A 21,197-nucleotide genomic window follows, 5' to 3' on the forward strand; every position below is an offset into this window, starting at 1 on the left:
GGCCGGGCCCGCATGCGGATGGAAGCTGCCGGGCCCGTGCGAGCGCGAGGTTACCGGGACGGTAGGAGACCGGGTCCTGGAGAGCGCCAGAGGCCCGTCCGTTCATTCCTCGGTGAGGGAGTCCGCGACGACGCTGCGCATCTGCGGCACGGTGCTGTCCCCGCCCTCGACCAGCATGCACAGCGCCTGCAGCGCCGCCATATGGGCCAGCCGGGACTGGAACGGGTCGATCGCGTGGGGTTTGCGCACCGATCCGGTGACCAGCGCGATGTCCGTCAGCCGCATCAGCGGGCTCTGCGTGAAGCTCGTCACCGAGATCATCGTGGCACCCTGCTCCCGGGCGGTGCCGCAGGTGGCCAGGGTGTTGCGGTTGGCGCCGGAGTAGCTCACGGCGAGGCAGACATCGGCGGCACCCAGACCCCTGGCGGTGAACTGCTGGGCCTGGACGTCCGCCGGGGCGTGCACGTTGACGCCCTGCGTGAGCAGGCGCAGCGCCGCGTCCTGCAGCGGGGGCGCGGAGAAGCCGTTGCCCACCATGAGCACGGTGCCCGCCGCGGCGATGGCGCCGGCAGCCTGCTCCAGCGCCCGCCGGTCGAGCATCCTGGCGGCCACGGCGAGGGAATCCTGCGCGGCACTGAAGACCCCGGCGACCGGATCCTCCGCGCCGCCCCCGGCCTCGGCCGGTTCCTGCCGGGCGATCTCCAGGCGGAGATGCTGGAAACCGCTGAACCCCATGTTCTTGCAGGCCCGGACCACCGTCGCGGGCGAGGTGCCGGCCAGCTGGGCCACATCGGCCGTGGACAGCGCGGCGGCCTGGCCGGCGTGCGCGATCAGCACATCGGCGACCCGCTGCTCACTGCTGCCCAGCATGGGCAGCGCGGCGCGGATCTGGGCGAGCACGCCCTCGGCGGGGCCGGCGGCGGGAGCCACCGCGGGAGCGGCCACGGTCGTCTCCGCGGCGGAGTCCGGCTGGGTCATTCCCCGGATTGTAGACCCCGCGGCGAACCGGCAGGTGAACAGCCGGTGACGCGGCCCTCCCGTGAGTGTCCGGGCGGGCCCCTCGTCAGGGGTTGAACGTGGCCGGATGGTCCCCGGTGCGCAGCCCCTGGTCGAGCGCGTCGATCCGCGCCAGTTCCTCGCCGGAGAGCTCGAAGCCGAAGACGTCGATGTTCGCCCGGATGCGCTCCGGAGTGACGGACTTGGGGATCACCACGCGGCCCTGCTGCAGATGCCAGCGCAGGATGATCTGCGCCGGGCTCCTGCCGTGGCGGCCGGCCAGCTCGCCGATGACGGGGTCGGCCAGGACGGCGCCGCGGGCCAGCGGGCTCCAGGCTTCGGTGACGATGCCCCGCGCCGTGTTGGCCTCCTCGGTCTCGCGGTTGCGCAGCGCGGGATGCAGCTCCACCTGGTTCACCACCGGGACCGAGCCGCCCAGGCCGATGACGCGGTCCAGATGCTCGGGCAGGAAGTTGGACACGCCGATGGACCGCACCCAGCCCTGTTCCCTCAGTTCCTCCAGGACCTCCCAGGACTCCAGGTAGGCATCGGTGGCCGGGGCCGGCCAGTGGATCAGGTACAGGTCCACGTAGTCCAGGCCGAGCTTCTCCCGCGAAGCGTGGAACGCCTCCACCGTACGCGCGGCGCCCATGTCGGTGGCCCACAGCTTGGTGGTGACGTAGAGCTCCTCGCGCGGCAGGCCGGTGGCTGCCAGGGCACGGCCCACGCCGTCCTCGTTGCGGTAGATGGAGGCGGTGTCGATGCTGCGGTAGCCGGCTTCGAGCGCGGACTCGACGGCGGACTGGATCTCCTCGTCGGAGACCAGGCAGACGCCGTAGCCCAGCTGCGGGATGGCGGTGCCGTCGCTCAGCTCAATGGTGTCCATAGGACCTCAAAGGTACCGTAGAGCCGTGACCACCGTCTTCCTCGTCCTCCACGTCCTGGCCGCGATCATCGCCATCGGCCCCATCGCGGTGGCGGGGAGCCTGTTCCCGCGTGCCGTCCGGCAGCTCGCCGCGGCCGGGCCGTCCGGTGCCGCGGGGGAGGCTGATGCCGAGGTCCCGGCTGGAACGCTCGGCCGGGCGGAGGCGCTGGCCAATGCCAGGCTGCTGCACCGGATCACGAAGATCTACGCCGTCGTCGGTGCGGCGATCCCCGCCATGGGGTTGATCGTGGCGATCCGGATGAACATCCTGGGGCATGGCTGGCTGCTGACCTCCATCGCGCTGACCCTGGCAGCGGCCCTCGTGCTGGCGTTCCTGGTCCTGCCGCATCAGGCGCGGGTGGTCGAATCCGCCGAGCTGGGGCAGGACGTGGACGCCTCCTCCGCCGGGAGGCTCGCCATGCTGACCGGCATCTTCAATCTGCTCTGGTTCCTCGTCGCGGTGCTCATGGTGGCGCAGCCGCGGCTCCCCAGTCTCTGAACGCCACGAGCCGGGCTCAGCCGTCGATGACGGCGGCCAGCTCGTCCAGGAACGAGGGGAAGTCCGTGCCCCGGCGGACGATGCGCTGCACCGAGTCCCGTTCGCTGAAGACCTCCACGAACTGCTCGAACACGGTCTGGAACGCGTCCCGCTCCTCCGCGGAGAACGCCGCCAGCGCCACCACCTGCACCCGCGACTCGCCCCAGGGAATGGACCCGTCGGCGATGCCGATCGCGATCGCCGTGCGGCTGGCGGTCATCCGCAGCGCATGCGGGACGGCCAGGGCCTCCGTGAACGCGGTCGATGACAGCCGCTCGCGCTCGATGGTGTTCTCGATGTACTCCTCGCCGATCACCCCCTGCTCCACCAGGGAGGCGCCGAGTAGCCGGATGATGCCCTCCTCATCCAGCGCCGGCAGCGGGCGGATGAACGCGCGCCCGTCCAGATAGCGCTCCAGTTCCGCCCGCAGCCTCGCCAGCCGGCGGCCGCGGCGCAACCGGCTCGCCGCCGCCGTGATGCGCTCGACATCGGCGTCGGTCAGGAACGGCGGCACCCGCACCGTCCGCTCGTCCGGCGCCGGCGGATCGATCGTGGTCAGCACCAGATCCGTGCCGATGCTCTTCCAGTCCACGTCGACGCGGGTCTCCACCCCCGTCACCTCGATGGAGGCGCCCAGGGACCGGTCGATCCGGGAACGCAGCAGCTCATGCAGCTCGTAGTAGCCCGGGCAGACGATGGTCGCGGTCAGGACGCTCTCCGCCCGGCGGCTGCGTTCGAGCCGTCCCCCGACGTGCATCGCGATATAGGCGATCTCGTCGTCGTGGATCGAGATCCCCAGCCGTTCGCCGATGTCGCTGGAGATCGACACGGCGACCTCGAAGATCATCGGATACGCGGACTTCAGCGAGCGGGTCAGCGGATTGCGGGAGAACCCGTGCTCCCGGGCCCGGTGCACCAGGTTCTGCACGTGCAGCGCCAGCCGCTGGACGAAATCGGCCTGGTCCAGATCCACCGCGTAGCCACGCGCAGCCCGCGAGACCGCCGCCGCCACCGCGGCCTGGACTTCCCGGTCCAGCGGCACCTGACTTCCCTGGGCCTGCCCCGGTGCGATCACCCGGGTGAGCACGAGCGAGGCCAGATGCCGCAGATCGCCCTGGCCCAGGGCCACCCGCAGATGCCGCTGGGCCAGCCGGTCGATGGTTTCCGCCAGGCGCTGCTGCTCCGGGGCCGGCTCGCCGTGGGTGCGTTCCAGTGCCCGCCCCTGCGCCACGCGATCGGCGGCGATGGCCACGTGCAGCACCGCATCGGCGGAGGCGAACTCGTTCACGTAGTAGCCCAGCTCGCCCAGCTCCGCGACCAGATCCCGCTTGAACGGACCCAATGCCTCCTCCGGCACCGTGCCGGAACCGACCGCCTTGCGCAGCACCTCCAAGTCGAAGGCGCCCTGCTCCATCTCCTCGTGCGCGAGCCGGGACACCAGGCGCCGCTGCGCCAGCTCGTCGCCGGCCAGGCGCGCCCGCGAGCCACTGCGCTCCAGCCTCAGCTCAGCGCCCGCCAGCAGGGACCTCACCCGGGACAGATCCGCCTCGACCGTGGCGTCGCTGACCCCCAGCCGGTCGGCGGTCTCGTAGACGTCGATGCCGTCCCGTGCGCGCAGCAGCTCCCGCACCAGGCCGTGCAGACGGTCCCGCGGCGTCGCGACGGGATCCGCGCGCAGGCCGGCCAGCACAGCGCGGTTGGCCCGGTAACCCGCCGGCCCGGACTCGATGGCGTCGCCACCGGCGGCCCGGGCGTTGATCTGGGCGATATAGGAGCGGACGCTGCGCGGGGTGACCCCCAGCACATCGGCCAGCGCGGCGGCAGTGATCCAGCCCTCGTCCCGCAGCAGGATGCCGATGAGGCGTTCCTGGCGCCGCTTGCTCATCCGGTGTCCCTCCCACATCAGGCACGTCCACCATACCTGTGCGCAGCCGCGCGGACTCTCCCGGCGGCGCGCGGGCTTTCCCACTCCGGAATGGAGATTCCTGCTCGGCGGGGCACTCTCCCGGTGGTGTGTGGGCTTGCGTCGTTCGGAGTGGGGATGCGTGCTTACTGGGGCGCTCTCCCGGCGGCGTGCGGGCTTTCCGCCCGGGCGGAAAGAACCCTGGTTGTCCCATCGGCGTGCCCTGCGGAGAATCTGGGAGGAACAGGAGGAGAACAGATCGATGAGGATCCTAGTCGTGTGCGGCGCGGGAGCGTCCAGTACGTTCGTCGCCCAGCGCATCCGGCGAGCGGCCGCCGAGGCAGCTCTGCCGTACTCCGTCGTCGCAGGCCATGAGGCATCGCTGCCCGCGGACCTCGCCTCGGCCGATCTGGTCCTCCTCGGCCCCCACCTGGCGCAGCGCCTCGACGACGTACGCGCGCAAGCGCGCCCGTTCGGCGCGACGGTGGCACTGCTCCCGGACGGCATCTTCACGGACCAGGACGGCAGCCGCGCCCTGGCCGTGGTCCGGGACGCGGTGACCGGCGCCCAGGTGGAACAGCCAGCAGCACCGAACCGAGCACCGACCCGAAGGGATCTCCCATGACCGCCTCCCGTACCGTGACCGTCGCCTCCTCGCACGGTCTGCACGCCCGTCCGGCCCAGCTCTTCGTCCAGGCCGCCCAGGAGGCAGGGATCCCCGTCACCATCGCCAAGGGCGAGAAGAGCGTCGACGCCGCCAGCATCCTCGGCGTGCTCTCCCTGGGCGTCGACCACGGCGACGAGGTCGTCCTCACCGCCGAGGGCGAGGGGGCCGACGACGTCCTCGACGCCCTCACGGCGCTGCTGTCCACCGACCACGACGAGGCCGCCTGATGACGGACCAGGCAGTGCTCACCGGCATCGGGATCGGCACCGGCCTGGCGTACGGCCCGGTGGCCCGCATGGCCCCCGCCCCGGCCGCACCCGCCGATGAGCCCAGCGAGCTCGGCGCCGAACGGGAGAACGCCCGCGTGGCAGAGGCGATCAAAGCGGTCGCAGCGGATCTGACCGCGCGCGGCGAGGCGGCCGGGGGCTCCGCTCAGGAGGTGCTCAAAGCACAGGCGATGATGGCCGAGGACCCCTCGCTGGCCAAGGCCGTCGCCGCCCGGCTCGACGCCGGGAAGACCGCCGAATGGGCCGTGCATGACGCGTTCGGGGAGTTCATGCGCCAGCTGCAGCAGCTCGGCGGATACCTCGGCGAGCGCGCGGCGGACCTGGCCGATGTGTCCCAGCGGGTCGTCGCGCATCTGCGCGGGCTGCCCGCTCCCGGCGTACCGGACCCGGGCCATCCCTTCGTGCTGGTCGCCGACGACCTCGCCCCGGCCGATACGGCGCTGCTGGACCTGGACAAGGTCCTCGCCCTGGTCACCGTCGAGGGCGGGCCCACCTCGCACACTGCGATCCTGGCCAGGGAGAAGTCCATCACCGCCGTGGTCGGCGTCGCCGGTGCCGGCGATCTGCCCGACGGCACCACCGTCATCGTCGACGCCGCCGCCGGGCAGATCGTGACCGAACCGGACGAGGCGCAGCTGGCGCAGGCGGAGGAACGCATCCGTGAACGCGCCGAGGCCCAGGCCGCGCCCCTGACTCCCGGGGCGCTCGCCGACGGCACCGAGGTGCCGCTGCTGGCGAACCTCGGCTCGCCCGATGGCGCCGAGGAAGCCGTGGCGCTCGGCGCCGAGGGCGTCGGGCTGTTCCGCACCGAGTTCCTGTTCCTCAGCGCGGAGCAGGCGCCCAGCGTCGCCGAGCAGCGGGAGGCCTACCAGCGCCTGCTGGCCGCGTTCCCCGGCAAGAAGGTGGTCGTCCGCGCCCTGGACGCCGGCGCCGACAAGCCGCTGCCGTTCTTAAGCAGCAGCGAGGAGGAGAACCCCGCACTGGGACGCCGCGGCCTGCGCGCGCTCCTGGCCCACGAGGAGATCCTGCGTGACCAGCTGACCGCCCTGGCCGAGGCCGGCGCCGCCACGGAGGCCGAGCTGTGGGTGATGGCGCCGATGGTCTCCACCGTCGAGGAGACCCAGCAGTTCACCGCCCTGACCAGGGAACACGGCCTACGCACCGCCGGCGTCATGGTGGAGGTGCCTTCCAGCGCGCTGCTGGCCGACCGGCTGCTGCCGCACACCGACTTCGCCTCCATCGGCACCAACGACCTCACCCAGTACACGATGGCCGCCGACCGGCTGCTCGGCTCCGTCGCCGCGCTGCAGGACCCCTGGCATCCGGCCGTGCTCCGGCTGATCGCTGAGGTCGGAGCCGCCGGCCGCGCCACCGGCAAGCCCGTCGGGGTGTGCGGTGAGGCCGCCGCCGATCCGCTGCTGGCGGTGGTGCTCGTCGGCCTGGGCGCCACCACCCTGTCCATGACGCCCGCGGCCCTGGCCGACGTCCGGGCCGAACTGAGCCGTCACACCCGCCAGCAGGCGGAGGCCATCGCGCAGGCTGCGCTGGCCGCCGCCACCGCAGCCGAAGCCCGCGAAGCAGCCCGGGCCGCCGCCTGATCCCAGGCCACGGTCCGGTGTCATCGTCATCCCTCACAGCCGAAAGAGAAAGGCACACATCATGACAGCGACGTCAGCCGATGCGAAGGCCCCCGGGTCCTTCCGCATCGGCGTCCAGAAGGTCGGGTCGTTCATGTCGGGCATGATCATGCCCAATATCCCCGCGCTCATCGCCTGGGGCATTCTCACCGCGTTCTTCATCGAGGTCGGCTGGACGCCGAACCCGGCGCTGGAGTCCATGGTCGGCCCGATGATCCACTATCTGCTGCCGATCCTCATCGCCGCGCAGGGCGGCCGCATGATCTACGACGCCCGCGGCGCCGTGGTGGCCGCCATCGCGACCTTCGGCGTGATCGCCGGATCCGACTGGCTCGTCGACCAGTTCAACGCCTCCCTGCCGGAGGGCGCCGACGAGATGGGCCAGGTGCACATGTTCATCGGCGCCATGATCATGGGCCCGCTCGCGGCCTGGATCATGAAGAAGCTGGACGCGCTGTGGGACGGCAAGATCCGCGCCGGCTTCGAGATGCTGGTGAACATGTTCTCCGCCGGCATCGCGGGCTTCGGCATGGCCGTCGCCGGCTTCTTCCTGCTGGCCCCGGTGATCAACTGGATCATGGACGTCCTGGGCAGCGCGGTGGGCTGGCTGGTGCAGAACAACCTGCTGCCGCTGACCAGCCTGCTGATCGAGCCGGCCAAGGTCTTCTTCCTCAACAACGCGTTCAACCACGGCGTGCTCACGCCGCTGGGCATCGCCGACGCCGCCGAGCACGGCAAGTCCGTGCTGTTCCTGCTGGAGGCCAATCCGGGACCCGGCCTGGGCCTGCTGCTGGCGTTCACCTTCTTCGGCGTGGGCGCCGCCCGCGCCACCGCGCCGGGAGCGGCGATCATCCACTTCTTCGGCGGCATCCACGAGGTGTACTTCCCCTACGTCCTAATGAAGCCGGCGCTGCTGCTGGCCGTCATCGCCGGCGGCGCCACGGGCGTGGCGACCAATGTGTTCTTCGACGCCGGCCTGCGTGCCCCGGCCGCGCCCGGCTCGATCTTCGCGGTGATGGCGCAGACCGCCTCGGGCAGCTACCTGGGCGTCATCCTCTCCGTGGTCCTCTCCGCAGCGGTCACCTTCGCCGTCGCGGCGCTGATCCTGGCCGCCAGCCGCAAGCGCGACCTCGCCGGCGAGGACGAGTTCACCGAGGCCGTCGCGAAGACCCAGTCGAACAAGGGCAAGGAGTCCAGCGTGCTCGCCGGCCTGGCCGGCGGCCAGGGCACTGATGCCGGCACGGCCACCGCCACCGCGATCCGGCCCATCGAGACGATCATCTTCGCCTGCGACGCCGGCATGGGCTCCTCGGCGATGGGCGCCAGCGTGCTGCGCAACAAGATCAAGAAGGCCGGCATCGAGGACGTGACCGTCACCAACAAGGCGATCTCGAACCTGGACGGCTCCGCGGACCTGGTCGTCACCCAGGTCCAGCTGACCGACCGGGCCCGGGAGAAGGAGCCGGAGGCGGTGCACGTCTCGGTGGACAACTTCATGAACTCGCCCAAGTACGACGAGGTCGTGGAGATGGTGCGGCAGCAGCGCGAGCAGCAGCAGGACGGCTGAGCGCATCGCGTGAAGTCCGCCGCTGCCCGGCGCGGGACCAGGCAGCGGCGGACGCATGCGGTAAGGAAGTAGGTACGACCGCGGGTGCCCGCGGGCACCGACGACGACAGCCCGCGAGGGCACGTGATAGGGGAGAGACATCATGGCAGGCGAGATCCTCGGCATCGAGCAGGTACGGATCCATCCCGGTTCGGCCACCCAGGAAGAGGCCATGGCGGAGGCCGCCGGGCTGCTGCAGGCGGCCGGCGCCGTCACCGGCGACTACCTGGAGGCGATGCGTCAGCGGGAGGTCACCGCGCCGACCTATATGGGCAACGAGCTGGCCATCCCGCACGGCACGAACGAGGCGAAGGAGGCGATCCTGTCCTCGGCGCTCTCCGTGGTCCGCTACGACGGCGGCGTGGACTGGGGCGGCAACCCGGTCACCTTCGTCGTGGGCATCGCCGGGGTCGGGGACGAGCACCTGGAGATCCTCTCCCGGATCGCCCTGCTGTTCTCCGAGGAGGACGAGGTCGCCAAGCTCAAGGCCGCCGGCTCCGCGGAGGAACTGCTGCAGCTGCTCTCCGCGGTCAACGAGGGCTGAGCGCTTTCGCTTGAGGCGGCGCACCAAGGCGGGGCATGCGCGCCGCCAGGGGAGAGGTCAAGGCGGGGCATGCGCGCTGCCGGGTGAGGAATCGAGACGGGTGTGGCCCCGGCGAGGGAGATGAGGAGAGAGATGAAGGCGGTTCATTTCGGCGCCGGGAACATCGGCCGCGGCTTCGTGGGGCTGCTGCTGCACGAGGGCGGCTACGAGGTGGTGTTCTCCGATGTCGCGGCCGGGCTCGTGGACGCGCTCGCAGCGGCGGAGTCCTACACGGTGCACGAGGTCGGGGCCGGCGGCCGCGACCGCGTCGTGACCGGTTTCCGGGCGGTCAACAGCGCCTCCGACCCGGAACTGGTAGCCGCCGAGGTGGCCAGCGCCGACGTGGTCACCACCGCGGTGGGGCCTACCGTGCTGAAGTTCATCGCACCCCATGTGGTCGCCGGGCTGCGTCAGCGCCCCGCCGATGAGGCCCCGCTGCAGGTGATGGCCTGCGAGAACGCGATCGGGGCCACCGATCTGCTCCGCCGGGAGATGGCCACCGCCGCAGGCGAGGACTGGTCCTCGCTGGAGGGCCGTGCCGTCTTCGCCAACACCGCGGTGGACCGGATCGTCCCGGGCCAGCCGGAAGGCGGCGGCATCGACGTGACGGTCGAGCCGTTCTACGAGTGGGCCATCGAGCGGGCACCCTTCGGTGAAACGCCGCCGTCGATTCCCGGCGCGCACTTCGTCGGCGATCTGGGGCCGTACATCGAGCGGAAGCTCTTCACCGTCAACACCGGCCACGCCAGCACCGCGTACCTCGGTGCCCGGGGCGGTGCGGCGACCATCGCCGAGGCTCTCACCGACGAGCGGATCGCCGCCGGCGTCGCGCGGGCGCTGGAGGAGACCTCCGCGCTGCTGAGCGCCAAGCACGGGTTCCCGGCCGAGGAGATGACCCGCTACCGGGAGACCATCCTGGAGCGGTTCCGCAATCCGGCGCTGCCGGACACCGTCCAGCGGGTCGGCCGCCAGCCGCTGCGCAAGCTCTCCCGGCATGAGCGCTTCATCGGCCCGGCCGCCGAGGCCGCCGAACGCGGCCTGGCCGTCGACGGCCTGCTGACCGCCATCGGCGCCGCCCTGGCCTTCCGGGACCCCGAGGACGAGCAGGCGGTGGAACTCGAAGGCCTGCTGGCCCGGCTCTCGCCGGACGAGTTCGTCGCGCAGGTGACCGGCCTGGACGCCGCGCACCCGCTGTACCCGCGGCTGGTCGAGGTGGTCGGGAGGGCGACTGCGGCCGGGTGAATAGGGCGGGGGCCTCGTCCCGCTGAAGGACCCTGGCCTTCTGCATCGGGCGGCGCACGTGCCAAGCTTGGGGAAAGTGCTCACCGCCACACGAAGGAGTGCCGCCCATGGCGACGACCGCCCCCGCATTCACCGGCCATTCGCTCATCGCCGGACAGCCCGCGCCCGGTGAGGAGGGGACCGTCACGGGCTTCGACCCGGCCACCGACGAGGCATTGGAACCGGCCTTCTCCCTGCTCAGCGATGACCAGCTGCGTGCCGCGACCGCAGCCGCCGAGGAGGCGCTCGAGTCATTCAGCGCCCTCGCCCCGGAACCGCACGCCGCATTCATCGAGTCCATCGCCGCCAATATGGAGGCGGCCGGCGAGCAGATCGTCGAGCGTGCGATGGCCGAGAGCGGCCTCACCCGGGCCCGGCTCACCGGCGAGCTGGCACGCACGACGGGTCAGCTGAGGCTGTTCGCCTCAGTCGTCCGGCAGGGCGACCACCGCGGAGTCCGCATCGATCCCGCCCTGCCGGAGCGCACGCCGCTGCCCAGGCCGGACATCCGCCAGCGGATGGTCCCGCTCGGACCGGTCGCCGTCTTCGGCGCCAGCAACTTCCCGCTCGCCTTCTCCACCGCGGGCGGCGACACCGCCAGCGCCTTCGCCGCCGGCTGCCCCGTCGTGGTGAAAGCCCACAACGCGCATCCCGGTACGAGCGATCTGGTCGCCCAGGCCATCACCGCCGCCGTGCAGCAGCACGACCTTCACCCCGGGGTGTTCTCACATGTCTACGGGCCCGGCGCCAAGATCGGCCAGGCGCTCGTCGCCGACCCCGCCATCAAGGCGGTCGGGTTCACCGGCTCCCGCGGCGGCGGCCTCGCCCTCGCCCAGGTAGCGGCATCCCGCCCCGAGCCGATCCCGGTGTACGCGGAGATGAGCTCCATCAACCCGGTCATCCTCCTTCCCGGTGCGCTGGCCGGCGGGGACGCCATCGACGCGCTGGCCCAGGGCTACGCCGGATCCCTCACCGGGTCCAGCGGGCAACTGTGCACCGCCCCCGGCCTCGTGTTCGTCCCTGCAGGCGAACAGGGGGACGCGTTCGAGCAGGCCCTCGCCCGCATCCTCTCCGAAGCCGCGGGGCAGACCATGCTCACGAAGGGGATCGCGGAGGCGTGGACGGCCGGTGCCACGACCCTGGGCGAGCAGGCGCACGTGGAGCGCATCGCACAGGGCACGGACGGGGCCACCTGCAATGCCCCGGCCCCGGTCGTGTTCCGGGCCGGCGCGCAGGAACTGATCGGCAACCCCGTCCTGCACCGCGAGATCTTCGGCTCGGCCTCTCTCGTCGTGCGCTACTCCTCCACCGAGGAACTCGCCCGCGCGCTGAGCGGGCTCGAAGGCCAGCTCACGGCCACCCTGCATCTGGAGAGCGTCGATCACGAGGCCGCCCGGGAGCTGCTGCCCCTGCTGGAGCGCAAGGCCGGGCGGATCATCGTCGGCGGCTGGCCCACGGGCGTCGACGTCGGTCACGCCATCGTCCACGGCGGCCCGTTCCCGGCCACCTCCGATGCCAGGACCACCTCCGTCGGCTCGCTGGCCATCGACCGGTTCCTCCGGCCCGTGGCGTACCAGAACGTCCCCGACGCACTGTTGCCGGAGCCGCTGAAGGAGGGCAACCCGTGGGGGCTGAGCCGCCGCATCGACGGCCGCCTCACGCCACCGGAAGGCTGAGCCGCCCCGGGAGGCCCCGGGTGGTGCTCATGACCCCAGACGCACCCGGGGTCGTCCACCCCGGCCGGGGCCGTCGCGCTCAGCACGGGCGGGAATGATCGGCGCAGCCCGGCATGTTGTCCTCGGTGACCGGCGATTTTCGATGAGAGGGCGGCAATGGCACGTAGCGTGGAGTTCGGGCTCAACACCTTCGGGGCGGTGAGCGTCGATGAGTCGGGAGCCTCGATCGGGCACGCCCAGTCCCTCCGGAACGTCGTCGAGCAGGCGGTGCGCGCCGACGAACTCGGCATCGACGTCATCGGCCTGGGCGAGCACCACCGCGACGACTTCGCCATCTCGGCTCCCGAAGTGGTCCTGGCCGCCATCGCCGCGCGCACCGGACGCATCCGGCTCGCCAGCGCCGTGACCGTGCTCTCCAGCGACGACCCGGTCCGGGTCTTCCAGCGTTTCGCCACCGTCGACGCCCTCTCCGGGGGCCGCGCCGAGGTGATCATGGGCCGCGGCTCGTTCACCGAGTCGTTCCCGCTGTTCGGATACGAGCTCGCCGACTACGAGCGGCTCTTCGAAGAGAAGCTGCAGCTGTGGGCCGAGGTGGTCAAAGAAGGCCCGGTGACCTGGAGCGGCACCGTCCGCGCTCCGCTCGACGGCCAGCATATCTACCCCAAGACCGGGCGACCCGCCGGCGAGCCGATCCCCACCTGGGTGGGCGTGGGCGGCAGCCCCGAGTCCGTGATCCGCACCGCCCGGCACGGCTTCGGCCTGATGCTCGCGGTCATCGGCGGCGAACCCTCCCGGTTCGCGCCCTTCGCCGGGCTCTTCAAGCGCGCCCTGCGGGAGTTCGGGCAGCCGGCCCGCCCCGTCGGCGTGCACTCGCCCGGCCATATCGCCGCCACCGATGCCCAGGCGCGCGAGGAGCTGTGGCCGCACTACTACGAGCAGATGTCCCGCATCGGCGCCGAACGCGGCTGGCCGCCGCCCAGCCGCGCGCAGTTCGAATCCGAAGCCGATGCCGGTGCGCTGTTCGCCGGCAGCCCGGAGACCGTCGCCGCCCGGATCGCTCAGACCATCCGGGACCTGGACCTGGACCGGTTCGATCTGAAGTACGAGACCGGCCGGATGCCGCACTCCCAGCTGATGTCCTCCATCGAGCTCTACGGCACCGAGGTGATCCCGCGGGTGCGAGAGCTGCTGGACGAGAGCGACCGGCGCCGATGATTCCGGGCTTGCGCCCAAATTCCCGGTGAGTTCACCCGGAATTTGCGCGCAAGCCCGGCGGCAACGCTGGCGATGGAGGCGCGGGAACCGGCTGCAAGGGGCTGTTCACGCGCTGTTCGCCGCGGGCATGTCCGCGGCAGGTGCTGGGCTTCGATAGGCTTGGCTCCGTGATCGATCTTCAGCTTCTCAAGGCAGACCCGGACAGGTTCCGCGCCTCGCAGCGCGCCCGAGGCGGCGATGAGGCACTCATCGACGAGGTGCTTCAGGCCGATGTCTCCCGCCGCGCCGCCATCCAGGCGTTCGAGGACGCCCGCGCCGAGCAGAAGTCCTTCAGCAAGCAGATCGGCAAAGCCACGCCGGAAGAGCGTGAGCGGCTCCTCGCTGAGGCCAAGACGCTCTCGGAGCGGGTCAAGGCTCTCTCCGTAGAGGCCGACGAGGCCGAGACCGCCTTCGGCCGCGCCATCGCCCGCGTGCCCAACCTCGTCATCGACGGCGTCCCGGCCGGCGGCGAGGAGAACTTCGCGACTCTCAGGACGGTCGGCCAGCCGCGCGACTTCGCCACCGAGGGGTTCGAGCCGCAGGATCACCTGGCGCTCGGGGAAGCGCTCGGCGCCATCGACACCGCCCGCGGCGCCAAGGTCTCCGGCAGCCGCTTCCACTACCTGGTGGGCTACGGCGCCCAGCTGGAGCTCGGCCTGCTGAACCTCGCCCGCGACGTCGCCATGCGCAACGGCTTCGTCCCCGTCATCACCCCCACCCTGGTCAAGCCCGAGGTGATGGGCGGCACCGGGTTCTTAGGCGAGCACGCCGACGAGGTCTACCGGCTGGAGGCCGACGACCTCTTTCTGGTGGGCACCTCCGAGGTGCCGCTGGCCGGTTTCCACATGGACGAGATCATCGACCTCTCCGAGGGGCCCAAACGCTACGGCGGCTGGTCCTCCTGCTACCGCCGTGAGGCCGGATCGCACGGCAAGGACACCCGCGGGATCTTCCGGGTGCACCAGTTCCAGAAGGTGGAGATGTTCTCCTACGTCCATCAGGACGACGCTGAGGCCGAGCACGAGCGCATGCTCGCCCTGCAGGAGGAGATGCTGCAGCTGTGCGAGCTGCCCTACCGCGTCATCGACGTGGCGGCCGGCGACCTGGGCGACTCCGCGGCCCGGAAGTTCGACTGCGAGGCCTGGGTCCCGTCCCAGGAACGCTACCGCGAGCTGACCTCCACCTCGAACTGCACCACCTTCCAGTCCCGGCGGCTGAAGATCCGCGAGCGGACCGAGAAGGGCACCGTGCCGGTGGCCACCCTCAACGGCACCATGGCCAACACCCGGTGGCTGGTGCCCATCCTGGAGAACCACCAGCAGGCCGACGGCTCCGTGCGGGTGCCCGAGGCGCTGCGTCCCTACCTCGGTGGTCTGGAGGTGCTCCGCTAAGTGACCAGCACACAGGAGAACACCGGGCGGACCGGGACCGGAGTGCCGCCGGTCAGCGCTCCGCACATCATCGCGCTCGACGTCGACGGCACCATCGTCGATTACGACGACCGCCTCTCCGAGCCCGTCCGGGAGGCGGTCCAGGCCGCCGATGCCGCAGGTCACCACGTCACCATCGCCACCGGCCGCGCCGTCAACGGAGCCCTGGACACCGCCAACCGGCTGGGTCTGACCCGGGGCTTCGTGGTCGCCTCCAACGGTTCGGTCATCGTCCGCCTGGACCAGGAGTCCGACACCGGCTGGCGGCTGCACCACGTCGAGTCCTTCGACCCGGCGCCGGCACTGGAGCGGATGCGTGAGGTCGTGCCGACCGCGCTGTGGCTGGTCGAGGACACCGAGCTGGAGCGCTGGACCTCCGGCGCGTTCCCGGAGGGCGAGCTGATGGGGGAGGAAGAACCCCATATGGTCTCCTTCAAGGAACTGCTCACCAAGCGGGCCACCCGCATCGTGATGCGCGCCCCCGAGCTGACCGCCGACGAGTTCCGGCACGCCGTCTCCGAGATCGGCATGCACGGCGTCACCTACGCCGTGGGGTGGAGCAACTGGCTCGATATCGCCCCGGAGGGCATCTCCAAGGCCAGCGGCCTGGAGATCGTCCGGCAGGAACTCGGAGTGCCGATCGAGCACACGGTCTGCGCCGGGGACGGGCTCAACGACATGGAGATGATGGGCTGGGCCAAACGTGCCGTGGCGATGGGACAGTCGCTCGACGTGCTCAAGGCCGAGGCCACCGAGGTGACCGGTACGGTCGAGGAGGACGGGCTGGCCGAGGCGCTGCGCCCCTACGCTGCGCCGCTGGGCTGACGGACGGGCGGCTTTTCGCAGCCGCCCTGCCCGTGCCGTCGCTTGCCCGCCGCCGTGCCGGTGAGATGGCGGGAGTTGCCGGGGTGCCCGCGACTTCACGATCAACCTGACACCTGCGAGTCAACCGTGCAATGGCCGATGCGTGGCCCGGCGCCTACCGGGTGGCGCGGTCTGGCAGCGCGCGGCCGGGGGACGCCCCGCCGCCGCGGTGAAGCGCGAGGAGCTCCTCGAGCACGACGGCGACGCCGTCCTCGTCCACGGCGGGTGCGGTGAAATCCGCCGCCGCCACGGCTTCGGGGTGACCGTCCGCCATCGCGTAGCCGCGGCCCGCCCAGCTGAGCATTTCCAGGTCATTGGGCATATCGCCGAAGGCGACCACATCGGCGGGGCCGACGCCGAGCCGCTCGCAGTGCCGCGCCAGCGTCACCGCCTTGCTCAGACCGGTCGCGGCGATCTCCAGCAGCCCGCTACGGCTGCCCGAATGGCTCGGCTGGGCGATGCCGCGCAGCGACAGGCGGGCGGCGCCGAGCAGATCGTCGGCGGCCCAGCCCTCCGCGCGGCACAGGATCTTCAGCACGGTCGGCCGCTGGGCCAGCACCGGACTCAGCGGGCCGGGCACGGCCTGAGCGGGGGAGCGGGTGCGGAACCCCGGCTCGACGAACAGGCCTTCGAGGGTTTCCAGGCCGAAGAGCATTCCCGGCCAGACGCGGCGCAGCGTGGCGATCGTCTCCGCGGCGTCCTCGGGATCGATGGCATGCACCTCAAGCACGGAGTCCTCGCGGCAGTCGTACACCACCGCGCCGTTGGCGCAGATGACGGTGCCGAGGTCCGGGATCTGCCGGCGGATCGGCTCCAGCCACCGGATCGGCCGGCCGGTCACGGCGATGAACTCGACACCCTCGTCGCGGCAGGCGCGCACCGCCCGCAGCACCCGCTCCGCGATCGGACGGAAGTCGCGGAGCAAGGTGCCGTCGATATCGCTGGCGATCACCCGCATAGAGCTATTATCCGCCTTCTCGTCTCAGCATGCGGTCAGCCTCGCCGAGGCATTCCGCGGCCGAATCGACGTACCGCACGGCGGCCCTCGCCGTTCCGAGCGGGTCCTCTCGCCCAGTGCGGGCCATGGTGGCCGCCTGGGCCGCCGTCGCGACCTGCGTGGCGGCGCGGGAGAGCAGCCGCGGCACATCCGGGATCGCTCTGGCGGCCTTACCGCTCAGCGTCGGTCCCGAGGAGGGGTAACGGTCCTGCGCCTCGCCGCACAGCTCCCGCACCTGGTCGGCCAGGGCGCCCAGGCGGTGGGTCTGGCGCGCCAGGAGCTCACTGGCAGGCGTTCCGGGCTGCGCCTCATGCATCGCCAGCGAGGCCTCGTAGAAACGGTCCACGGCGCGGGTGAACCGGTCGTGCGCCTGCCGCCATAGGCCCTCGCCAAGGGAGGCGGGGCCGGCAGCCGCGGGCGCGCCGGATCCGGCGGAACGGCCGAAAAGCCGTGAGAGCAGGCTCACAGGTAGTGGCCGGTGCCTTCCTCCGGCCCGGCGGGCTGGGGACCGGGCTGCCCGGGCCGCTGCTGCACCATCGTCGGCGGGAGCGCGCCGCGCATCTGCTGGAGCTGCTTCTGGGCGGCCATCTGCTGTGCCATCAGTGCGGTCTGGATGCCGTGGAAGAGTCCTTCGAGCCAGCCGACCAGCTGCGCCTGGGCGATGCGCAGTTCGGCCTCGCTCGGCGGGGCGCCGTCGTCGGAGAACGGCAGGGACAGCCGCTCCAGCTCGTCGATCAGCTCCTGTGAGAGTCCTTCCTGCAGTTCCGTGATGGACCGGCGGTACACCTCGGCCAGACGGGTGCGGCTTGCCTCGTCCAGCGGCGCGGCCTTGACCTCGTCGAGGAGCTGCTTGACCATCGTGCCGATCCGCATCACCTTCGCCGGGGAGGACACCGCGGGTTCATGATGATCGCCGTGACCGCCCTCGGCGCCGTCGTGCCCTGACTGCTGGCCGCCGGCGCCGGGCGCCGTGTCCCCGCCGTCCTCCGCGCCGCCTGCGGGCATGCCCTCCAACGGCAGGTCCGCGGCGTCCTCGTCGTGCTGGCCCGTCATCGGGTTCTCAGACATCCTCGTTCCTTTCTGGCCTCTCCGGCACGCTGAGCAAGACCTTGCCGATGTTCTCCCCGGATTCCAGGATCTGGTGCGCCCGGGCCGCCTGGGCCAGCGGCAGGACCTCATGGATGACCGGGCGGATCGCGCCGGACTCCAGGAACGGCCACACCTGCTCGCGCACGCCGGCGACGATGCGCGCCTTCTGCTCCGGCGGCCGTGCCCGCAGGGTGGTGCCGGAGACGGTGAGCCGCCCGGACATCACGGTGCGCAGATCGATCTCGGTCCGGGTGCCGCCCTGCAGCCCGATGATCGCCAGCCGGCCGTCGGCGGCCAGAGCGGCCAGGTTCCGGGCCAGGTATTTCGCGCCGATCACGTCCAGGATCACATCGGCGCCGTGGCCGTCCGTGATCCGGCGGACCTCCTCGACGAAGTCCTGCTCCCGGTAGTTGATCGCCGCCTCCGCGCCCAGTTCCCGGCAGGCCTGCAGCTTGGCCTCGGAACCGGCGGTGACGATGGGCCGGGCGCCGATGGCCCTGGCGAGCTGGATCACGGCGGTGCCGATGCCGGAGCCGCCGCCGTGCACCAGCAGCCATTCACCGGGCTGCAACCGGGCCTGCTGGACGACATTGGAGAACACCGTGGCGTGCACCTCCGGCAGCGCGGCGGCCTCCAGCAGCCCGATGCCGTGCGGCACCGGGAGGAGCTGACCGGCCGGCACCGCGACCAGTTCCGCCAGCCCGCCGCCGGACAGCAGGGCGCACACCTCGTCGCCCAGCTGCCAGGGAGCACCCGTCGAGGTCAGGGCCTCATCGGCGCCGGGACCGAGGGCCGCGACGGTGCCGGACACCTCCAGGCCGGGGATCTCGCTGGTGCCCGGCGGAGGATCGTAGAAGCCCTGCCGTTGCAGAAGATCGGCGCGGTTCACACCGCAGGCGCGCACGCGGATGAGGACTTCGCCCGGCCCGGGCTGGACATCGGGCACCTCACCGAGCACGAGTTCCTCGGGGCCGCCTGGCTTCCGGATGGTGATCGCCTTCATCGTGCCCATTCTACGGCGGTGCCCTGACAGCCAGCCTCAGCGGCGCCGCACGCGGTGCGCGGCGTAATCGCCGGGGGTGTCGATGTCCGCCAGGAGTTCCGGCGCGACCGGCACCGCCTGGATGCGGGCGTGGTCGAGCAGGGCCCGCACGGGGCGTCCCGCGAGCGGGGCCCCGGCCAGCCGGAGTGCCCGGGCGAGGCTTTCCGGCCGCCATGCGGCGCACAGCGGCTGCCAGCGTTCCCCGTCGGAGGCGAGCACGGCGTCGATCTCCAGCGGTGCTTGCCCGAGCGCGGAGGCCACCGCGGCGAGCGCTTCCCCGGCCCGGGGCATGTCCCCGGCGCAGACGAGCACCGCATCGAGGGCCGGGATCTCGTCCGTGAGCGCTCCCACGCCAGCGGCGATGCCCGGGGCCGGCCCGCCGCCGGCGGGTTCCTCGCGGCACCAGCGCACCTGAGGGGAGTCACTCTTGCGCATCTGACCGGAGGCGCTCCTGGAAGGCGCGTTCGTGCCCGGTACGGACAGGCCGCCGGCGTGCGGGGCGGCTCCTGTGTCGAGGGCCGGGTGGTCGCTGGCGCCTCGCCCGGTGCCATGCGGCCGTGTGTCGTGCGGCTGTGTGCTGTGCGGCTGTGCGTCGTGCGGAGCGCTGTGCGGTGACGTGCTGTGTGCTGGCGTGCCTGGCGGCGGTGCGCTCTGCTGAGTGTCCTGCCGTGCAGCGGGCCTGCGGGGGATGGGCAGCCTCAGGGGTACTGGTCCTCCCGCGGCTGCCGGGATCGGAGGAGAAGGGGGAGTCCTGAGGGTGAGCGCGGAGGGACGCTCCGGCCCGGCGACCGCGATCACCGCCTGCGGGAACGCCTCGCGCACCGAGGCGAGGCATCCGCCCAGCAGCGTGCGGCTGCCCAGGGAGAGCTCCAGCTTGTCCGCGCCGCCCATCCGGCGGGACCGCCCTCCGGCCAGCACGATCACGGCGTACGACGGCGCGCTCATGGGAGTCTCACCGGCCTGTTCTTGGCTCATGGTCTCTTCGCTCACTGTCCCGATGCGCTCAGGCCCCGATGCGCCCCGGCCGATGCGCCGCTGTGCCCAGGCCGATGCGCCCATGGTCATACGCCCGCCCCGATCTGGCGATCCCGGTCCGCCGCCCGGGCCTCGTCAGGCGAACATCCGGAACAGCGGCGAATCCGGGGTCACCCGCTCGATCTCCAGCGGCGAGGCCTCCATCCGGCGCAGCAGCGCATCCAGATCCTCGGCCCGTCCCAGCGTGACGCCCACGAAGGCGGGCCCGGTCTCCGCGCCGTTGCGCTTGACGTAGTCGAACAGGGCGATGTCGTCCTCCGGCCCGAGCACCTCGTCCAGGAACCGCCGCAGCGCGCCGGGCGCCTGCGGGAAGTCCACGATGAAGTAGTGCTTGAGCCCCTCGTGGACGAGCGAGCGCTCCAGCACCTCGCCGTAGCGTGCGATGTCGTTGTTCCCGCCGCTGACCAGGCACACCACCGTCTCACCCGGCTGGATGACCACGGGCCGGCCCGAGCCGGGCCCGCCGATGGCGGCGCTCGCCAGGGCGCCGGAGGGCTCCGCGATGATCCCCTCGGTCTGGTACAGCTCCAGCATCTCGCTGGCCGCGGCGCCCTCGGCGACCGGGCGCACCTCCACGCCCAGGTCGCGGATCAGGCCATAGGTGACGTCGCCGGCGCGGCGCACCGCGGTGCCATCGGCGAAGGGGTCCACATTGTCCAGCTCGACGGGCTTGCCCGCCTCCAGGGCCGCCAGCATGCAGGCCGCGCCCTCCGGCTCCACGCCCACCACCCGCGTGGCCGGCGACTTCTCCGCCAGATAGGCGGCCACACCGGCCAGCAGCCCGCCGCCGCCGACCGGGACCACCACGACATCGGGTGCATAGCCGAGCTGTTCCAGGAGCTCCGCGGCGACCGTGCCCTGTCCCGCGATGGTGCGCGGATCGTCGAAGGCGGAGACCACCATCGCCCCGGTCTGCCGGGCGTACTCGCGAGCCAGCTTGGAGGCGTCGTCATAGGTGGACCCGGCGACCTCCAGATCCACCCACTCGCCGCCGAAGTGCTTGATCCGGCTCTGCTTCTGCCCCGGGGTGGTGCGCGGCACGAAGATCCGCCCGTGGATGGACAGCTCATTGCAGGCCCGGGCGATGCCCTGGGCGTGATTGCCCGCCGAAGCGCACACCACGCCCCGGGAGCGCTCCGACTCGGACATCTGCAACATGAAGTTGAAGGCGCCGCGAATCTTGTACGAGCGCACCGGCTGCAGATCCTCGCGCTTGAGGTACACATGCGCGCCGGACGAGGCCGAGAGCCGGTCCGAGATCTGCAGCGGGGTCAGCGTCACGCAGGAGGCCAGTCGTTCTGCCGCCTGCTGCACATCGCCCGCCGTCACGGCAAGGCTCTGCGTCCGGTCATCCGTTTCGGTTGCTGCATCCATCGCTGCCACCCCT

Annotated in this window: 20 protein-coding genes; 11 read left to right on the forward strand and 9 right to left on the reverse strand. The window is 71.7% G+C overall.

Going from position 1 to position 21,197, the window contains the following annotated elements; all coding sequences use genetic code 11:
- Positions 1 to 102: 102 nt before the first annotated feature.
- Positions 103 to 978, reverse strand: coding sequence for a MurR/RpiR family transcriptional regulator (locus IEW13_RS06840; protein ID WP_188550208.1), 876 nt, complete (start codon positions 976 to 978; stop codon positions 103 to 105).
- Between the two features lie 85 nt (positions 979 to 1,063).
- Positions 1,064 to 1,882: an aldo/keto reductase gene (locus IEW13_RS06845; protein WP_188550209.1), complete on the reverse strand. Its 819-nt coding sequence runs from the start codon at positions 1,880 to 1,882 to the stop codon at positions 1,064 to 1,066.
- A gap of 25 nt (positions 1,883 to 1,907) precedes the next feature.
- Here IEW13_RS06845 and IEW13_RS06850 point away from each other — a divergent pair, with 25 nt between their 5' ends.
- Positions 1,908 to 2,420, forward strand: coding sequence for a hypothetical protein (locus tag IEW13_RS06850; RefSeq protein ID WP_188550210.1), 513 nt, complete (start codon positions 1,908 to 1,910; stop codon positions 2,418 to 2,420).
- Positions 2,421 to 2,436: 16 nt separating this feature from the next.
- Here IEW13_RS06850 and IEW13_RS06855 read toward each other — a convergent pair whose 3' ends face one another.
- A complete protein-coding gene (locus IEW13_RS06855) occupies positions 2,437 to 4,344 on the reverse strand; it encodes a BglG family transcription antiterminator (RefSeq protein WP_188550211.1) in 1,908 nt (635 codons plus the stop codon).
- Between the two features lie 280 nt (positions 4,345 to 4,624).
- Here IEW13_RS06855 and IEW13_RS06860 point away from each other — a divergent pair, with 280 nt between their 5' ends.
- The 10 genes from IEW13_RS06860 (at position 4,625) to IEW13_RS06905 (ending at position 15,608) form a co-directional block, all read left to right on the forward strand.
- Entirely contained in the window at positions 4,625 to 4,987 is a 363-nt protein-coding gene (locus tag IEW13_RS06860) for a PTS sugar transporter subunit IIB (protein WP_188550212.1), read from the forward strand.
- Positions 4,984 to 5,256: an HPr family phosphocarrier protein gene (locus tag IEW13_RS06865; RefSeq protein WP_188550213.1), complete on the forward strand. Its 273-nt coding sequence runs from the start codon at positions 4,984 to 4,986 to the stop codon at positions 5,254 to 5,256. Before IEW13_RS06860 ends, IEW13_RS06865 begins: the two co-directional genes overlap by 4 nt.
- Positions 5,256 to 6,914 (forward strand): phosphoenolpyruvate--protein phosphotransferase, encoded by a 1,659-nt coding sequence (gene ptsP / locus IEW13_RS06870; protein ID WP_188550214.1) that lies wholly within the window; start codon positions 5,256 to 5,258, stop codon positions 6,912 to 6,914. The genes IEW13_RS06865 and ptsP overlap by 1 nt, the downstream gene beginning before the upstream one ends.
- Positions 6,915 to 6,975: 61 nt before the next feature.
- A complete protein-coding gene (locus IEW13_RS06875; RefSeq protein WP_188550215.1) occupies positions 6,976 to 8,520 on the forward strand; it encodes a PTS mannitol transporter subunit IIBC in 1,545 nt (514 codons plus the stop codon).
- Positions 8,521 to 8,662: 142 nt separating this feature from the next.
- Entirely contained in the window at positions 8,663 to 9,103 is a 441-nt protein-coding gene (locus tag IEW13_RS06880; protein ID WP_188550216.1) for a PTS mannitol transporter subunit IIA, read from the forward strand.
- Between the two features lie 132 nt (positions 9,104 to 9,235).
- Positions 9,236 to 10,384, forward strand: a complete 1,149-nt coding sequence (locus tag IEW13_RS06885; RefSeq protein WP_188550217.1) for a mannitol-1-phosphate 5-dehydrogenase — start codon at positions 9,236 to 9,238, stop codon at positions 10,382 to 10,384.
- A 107-nt stretch (positions 10,385 to 10,491) separates the two neighbouring features.
- Positions 10,492 to 12,099, forward strand: a complete 1,608-nt coding sequence (locus tag IEW13_RS06890; protein ID WP_188550218.1) for an aldehyde dehydrogenase (NADP(+)) — start codon at positions 10,492 to 10,494, stop codon at positions 12,097 to 12,099.
- A gap of 156 nt (positions 12,100 to 12,255) precedes the next feature.
- The gene (locus IEW13_RS06895; protein ID WP_188550219.1) at positions 12,256 to 13,314 is read left to right on the forward strand and encodes an LLM class flavin-dependent oxidoreductase; all 1,059 of its coding nucleotides are present in this window, start codon (positions 12,256 to 12,258) and stop codon (positions 13,312 to 13,314) included.
- 167 nt (positions 13,315 to 13,481) lie between these two features.
- Positions 13,482 to 14,744 carry a serine--tRNA ligase gene (serS, locus tag IEW13_RS06900; RefSeq protein WP_188550220.1) on the forward strand — a complete coding sequence of 421 codons (1,263 nt, stop codon included), beginning with the start codon at positions 13,482 to 13,484 and terminating at the stop codon, positions 14,742 to 14,744.
- Positions 14,745 to 15,608: an HAD family hydrolase gene (locus tag IEW13_RS06905; RefSeq protein WP_229744981.1), complete on the forward strand. Its 864-nt coding sequence runs from the start codon at positions 14,745 to 14,747 to the stop codon at positions 15,606 to 15,608.
- 154 nt (positions 15,609 to 15,762) lie between these two features.
- On the opposite strand, the gene IEW13_RS06910 is transcribed toward IEW13_RS06905, so the two are convergent.
- From IEW13_RS06910 to ilvA, 6 genes are all read right to left on the reverse strand, one after another.
- Complete coding sequence (locus tag IEW13_RS06910; RefSeq protein WP_188550221.1) at positions 15,763 to 16,605, reverse strand: HAD family hydrolase; 843 nt, start codon at positions 16,603 to 16,605, stop codon at positions 15,763 to 15,765.
- Between the two features lie 7 nt (positions 16,606 to 16,612).
- Positions 16,613 to 17,110: a hypothetical protein gene (locus tag IEW13_RS06915; protein ID WP_188550222.1), complete on the reverse strand. Its 498-nt coding sequence runs from the start codon at positions 17,108 to 17,110 to the stop codon at positions 16,613 to 16,615.
- Positions 17,107 to 17,712 carry a bacterial proteasome activator family protein gene (locus IEW13_RS06920; protein ID WP_272905446.1) on the reverse strand — a complete coding sequence of 202 codons (606 nt, stop codon included), beginning with the start codon at positions 17,710 to 17,712 and terminating at the stop codon, positions 17,107 to 17,109. The genes IEW13_RS06915 and IEW13_RS06920 overlap by 4 nt, the downstream gene beginning before the upstream one ends.
- The gene (locus IEW13_RS06925; protein WP_188550223.1) at positions 17,705 to 18,736 is read right to left on the reverse strand and encodes an NAD(P)H-quinone oxidoreductase; all 1,032 of its coding nucleotides are present in this window, start codon (positions 18,734 to 18,736) and stop codon (positions 17,705 to 17,707) included. Before IEW13_RS06925 ends, IEW13_RS06920 begins: the two co-directional genes overlap by 8 nt.
- 36 nt (positions 18,737 to 18,772) lie before the next feature.
- Positions 18,773 to 19,720: an NTP transferase domain-containing protein gene (gene mobA / locus IEW13_RS06930; RefSeq protein WP_188550224.1), complete on the reverse strand. Its 948-nt coding sequence runs from the start codon at positions 19,718 to 19,720 to the stop codon at positions 18,773 to 18,775.
- Between the two features lie 165 nt (positions 19,721 to 19,885).
- Positions 19,886 to 21,184, reverse strand: a complete 1,299-nt coding sequence (gene ilvA / locus IEW13_RS06935; RefSeq protein WP_188550370.1) for a threonine ammonia-lyase IlvA — start codon at positions 21,182 to 21,184, stop codon at positions 19,886 to 19,888.
- Positions 21,185 to 21,197 lie beyond the last annotated feature (13 nt).

This window comes from Sediminivirga luteola (genome assembly GCF_014639315.1).
Classification (GTDB): domain Bacteria; phylum Actinomycetota; class Actinomycetes; order Actinomycetales; family Brevibacteriaceae; genus Sediminivirga; species Sediminivirga luteola.

What these genes read in the sequence shown, in the direction of transcription:
- IEW13_RS06840 (WP_188550208.1), bottom strand. Translation starts at nt 978, where the DNA reads ATGACCCAGCCGGACTCCGCCGCGGAGACGACCGTGGCCGCTCCCGCG.
- IEW13_RS06845 (WP_188550209.1), bottom strand. Translation starts at nt 1,882, where the DNA reads ATGGACACCATTGAGCTGAGCGACGGCACCGCCATCCCGCAGCTGGGC.
- IEW13_RS06855 (WP_188550211.1), bottom strand. Translation starts at nt 4,344, where the DNA reads ATGAGCAAGCGGCGCCAGGAACGCCTCATCGGCATCCTGCTGCGGGAC.
- IEW13_RS06860 (WP_188550212.1), top strand. Translation starts at nt 4,625, where the DNA reads ATGAGGATCCTAGTCGTGTGCGGCGCGGGAGCGTCCAGTACGTTCGTC.
- IEW13_RS06865 (WP_188550213.1), top strand. Translation starts at nt 4,984, where the DNA reads ATGACCGCCTCCCGTACCGTGACCGTCGCCTCCTCGCACGGTCTGCAC.
- ptsP (WP_188550214.1), top strand. Translation starts at nt 5,256, where the DNA reads ATGACGGACCAGGCAGTGCTCACCGGCATCGGGATCGGCACCGGCCTG.
- IEW13_RS06875 (WP_188550215.1), top strand. Translation starts at nt 6,976, where the DNA reads ATGACAGCGACGTCAGCCGATGCGAAGGCCCCCGGGTCCTTCCGCATC.
- IEW13_RS06880 (WP_188550216.1), top strand. Translation starts at nt 8,663, where the DNA reads ATGGCAGGCGAGATCCTCGGCATCGAGCAGGTACGGATCCATCCCGGT.
- IEW13_RS06885 (WP_188550217.1), top strand. Translation starts at nt 9,236, where the DNA reads ATGAAGGCGGTTCATTTCGGCGCCGGGAACATCGGCCGCGGCTTCGTG.
- IEW13_RS06890 (WP_188550218.1), top strand. Translation starts at nt 10,492, where the DNA reads ATGGCGACGACCGCCCCCGCATTCACCGGCCATTCGCTCATCGCCGGA.
- IEW13_RS06895 (WP_188550219.1), top strand. Translation starts at nt 12,256, where the DNA reads ATGGCACGTAGCGTGGAGTTCGGGCTCAACACCTTCGGGGCGGTGAGC.
- IEW13_RS06910 (WP_188550221.1), bottom strand. Translation starts at nt 16,605, where the DNA reads ATGCGGGTGATCGCCAGCGATATCGACGGCACCTTGCTCCGCGACTTC.
- IEW13_RS06920 (WP_272905446.1), bottom strand. Translation starts at nt 17,712, where the DNA reads ATGTCTGAGAACCCGATGACGGGCCAGCACGACGAGGACGCCGCGGAC.
- IEW13_RS06925 (WP_188550223.1), bottom strand. Translation starts at nt 18,736, where the DNA reads ATGAAGGCGATCACCATCCGGAAGCCAGGCGGCCCCGAGGAACTCGTG.
- mobA (WP_188550224.1), bottom strand. Translation starts at nt 19,720, where the DNA reads ATGAGCGCGCCGTCGTACGCCGTGATCGTGCTGGCCGGAGGGCGGTCC.
- ilvA (WP_188550370.1), bottom strand. Translation starts at nt 21,184, where the DNA reads ATGGATGCAGCAACCGAAACGGATGACCGGACGCAGAGCCTTGCCGTG.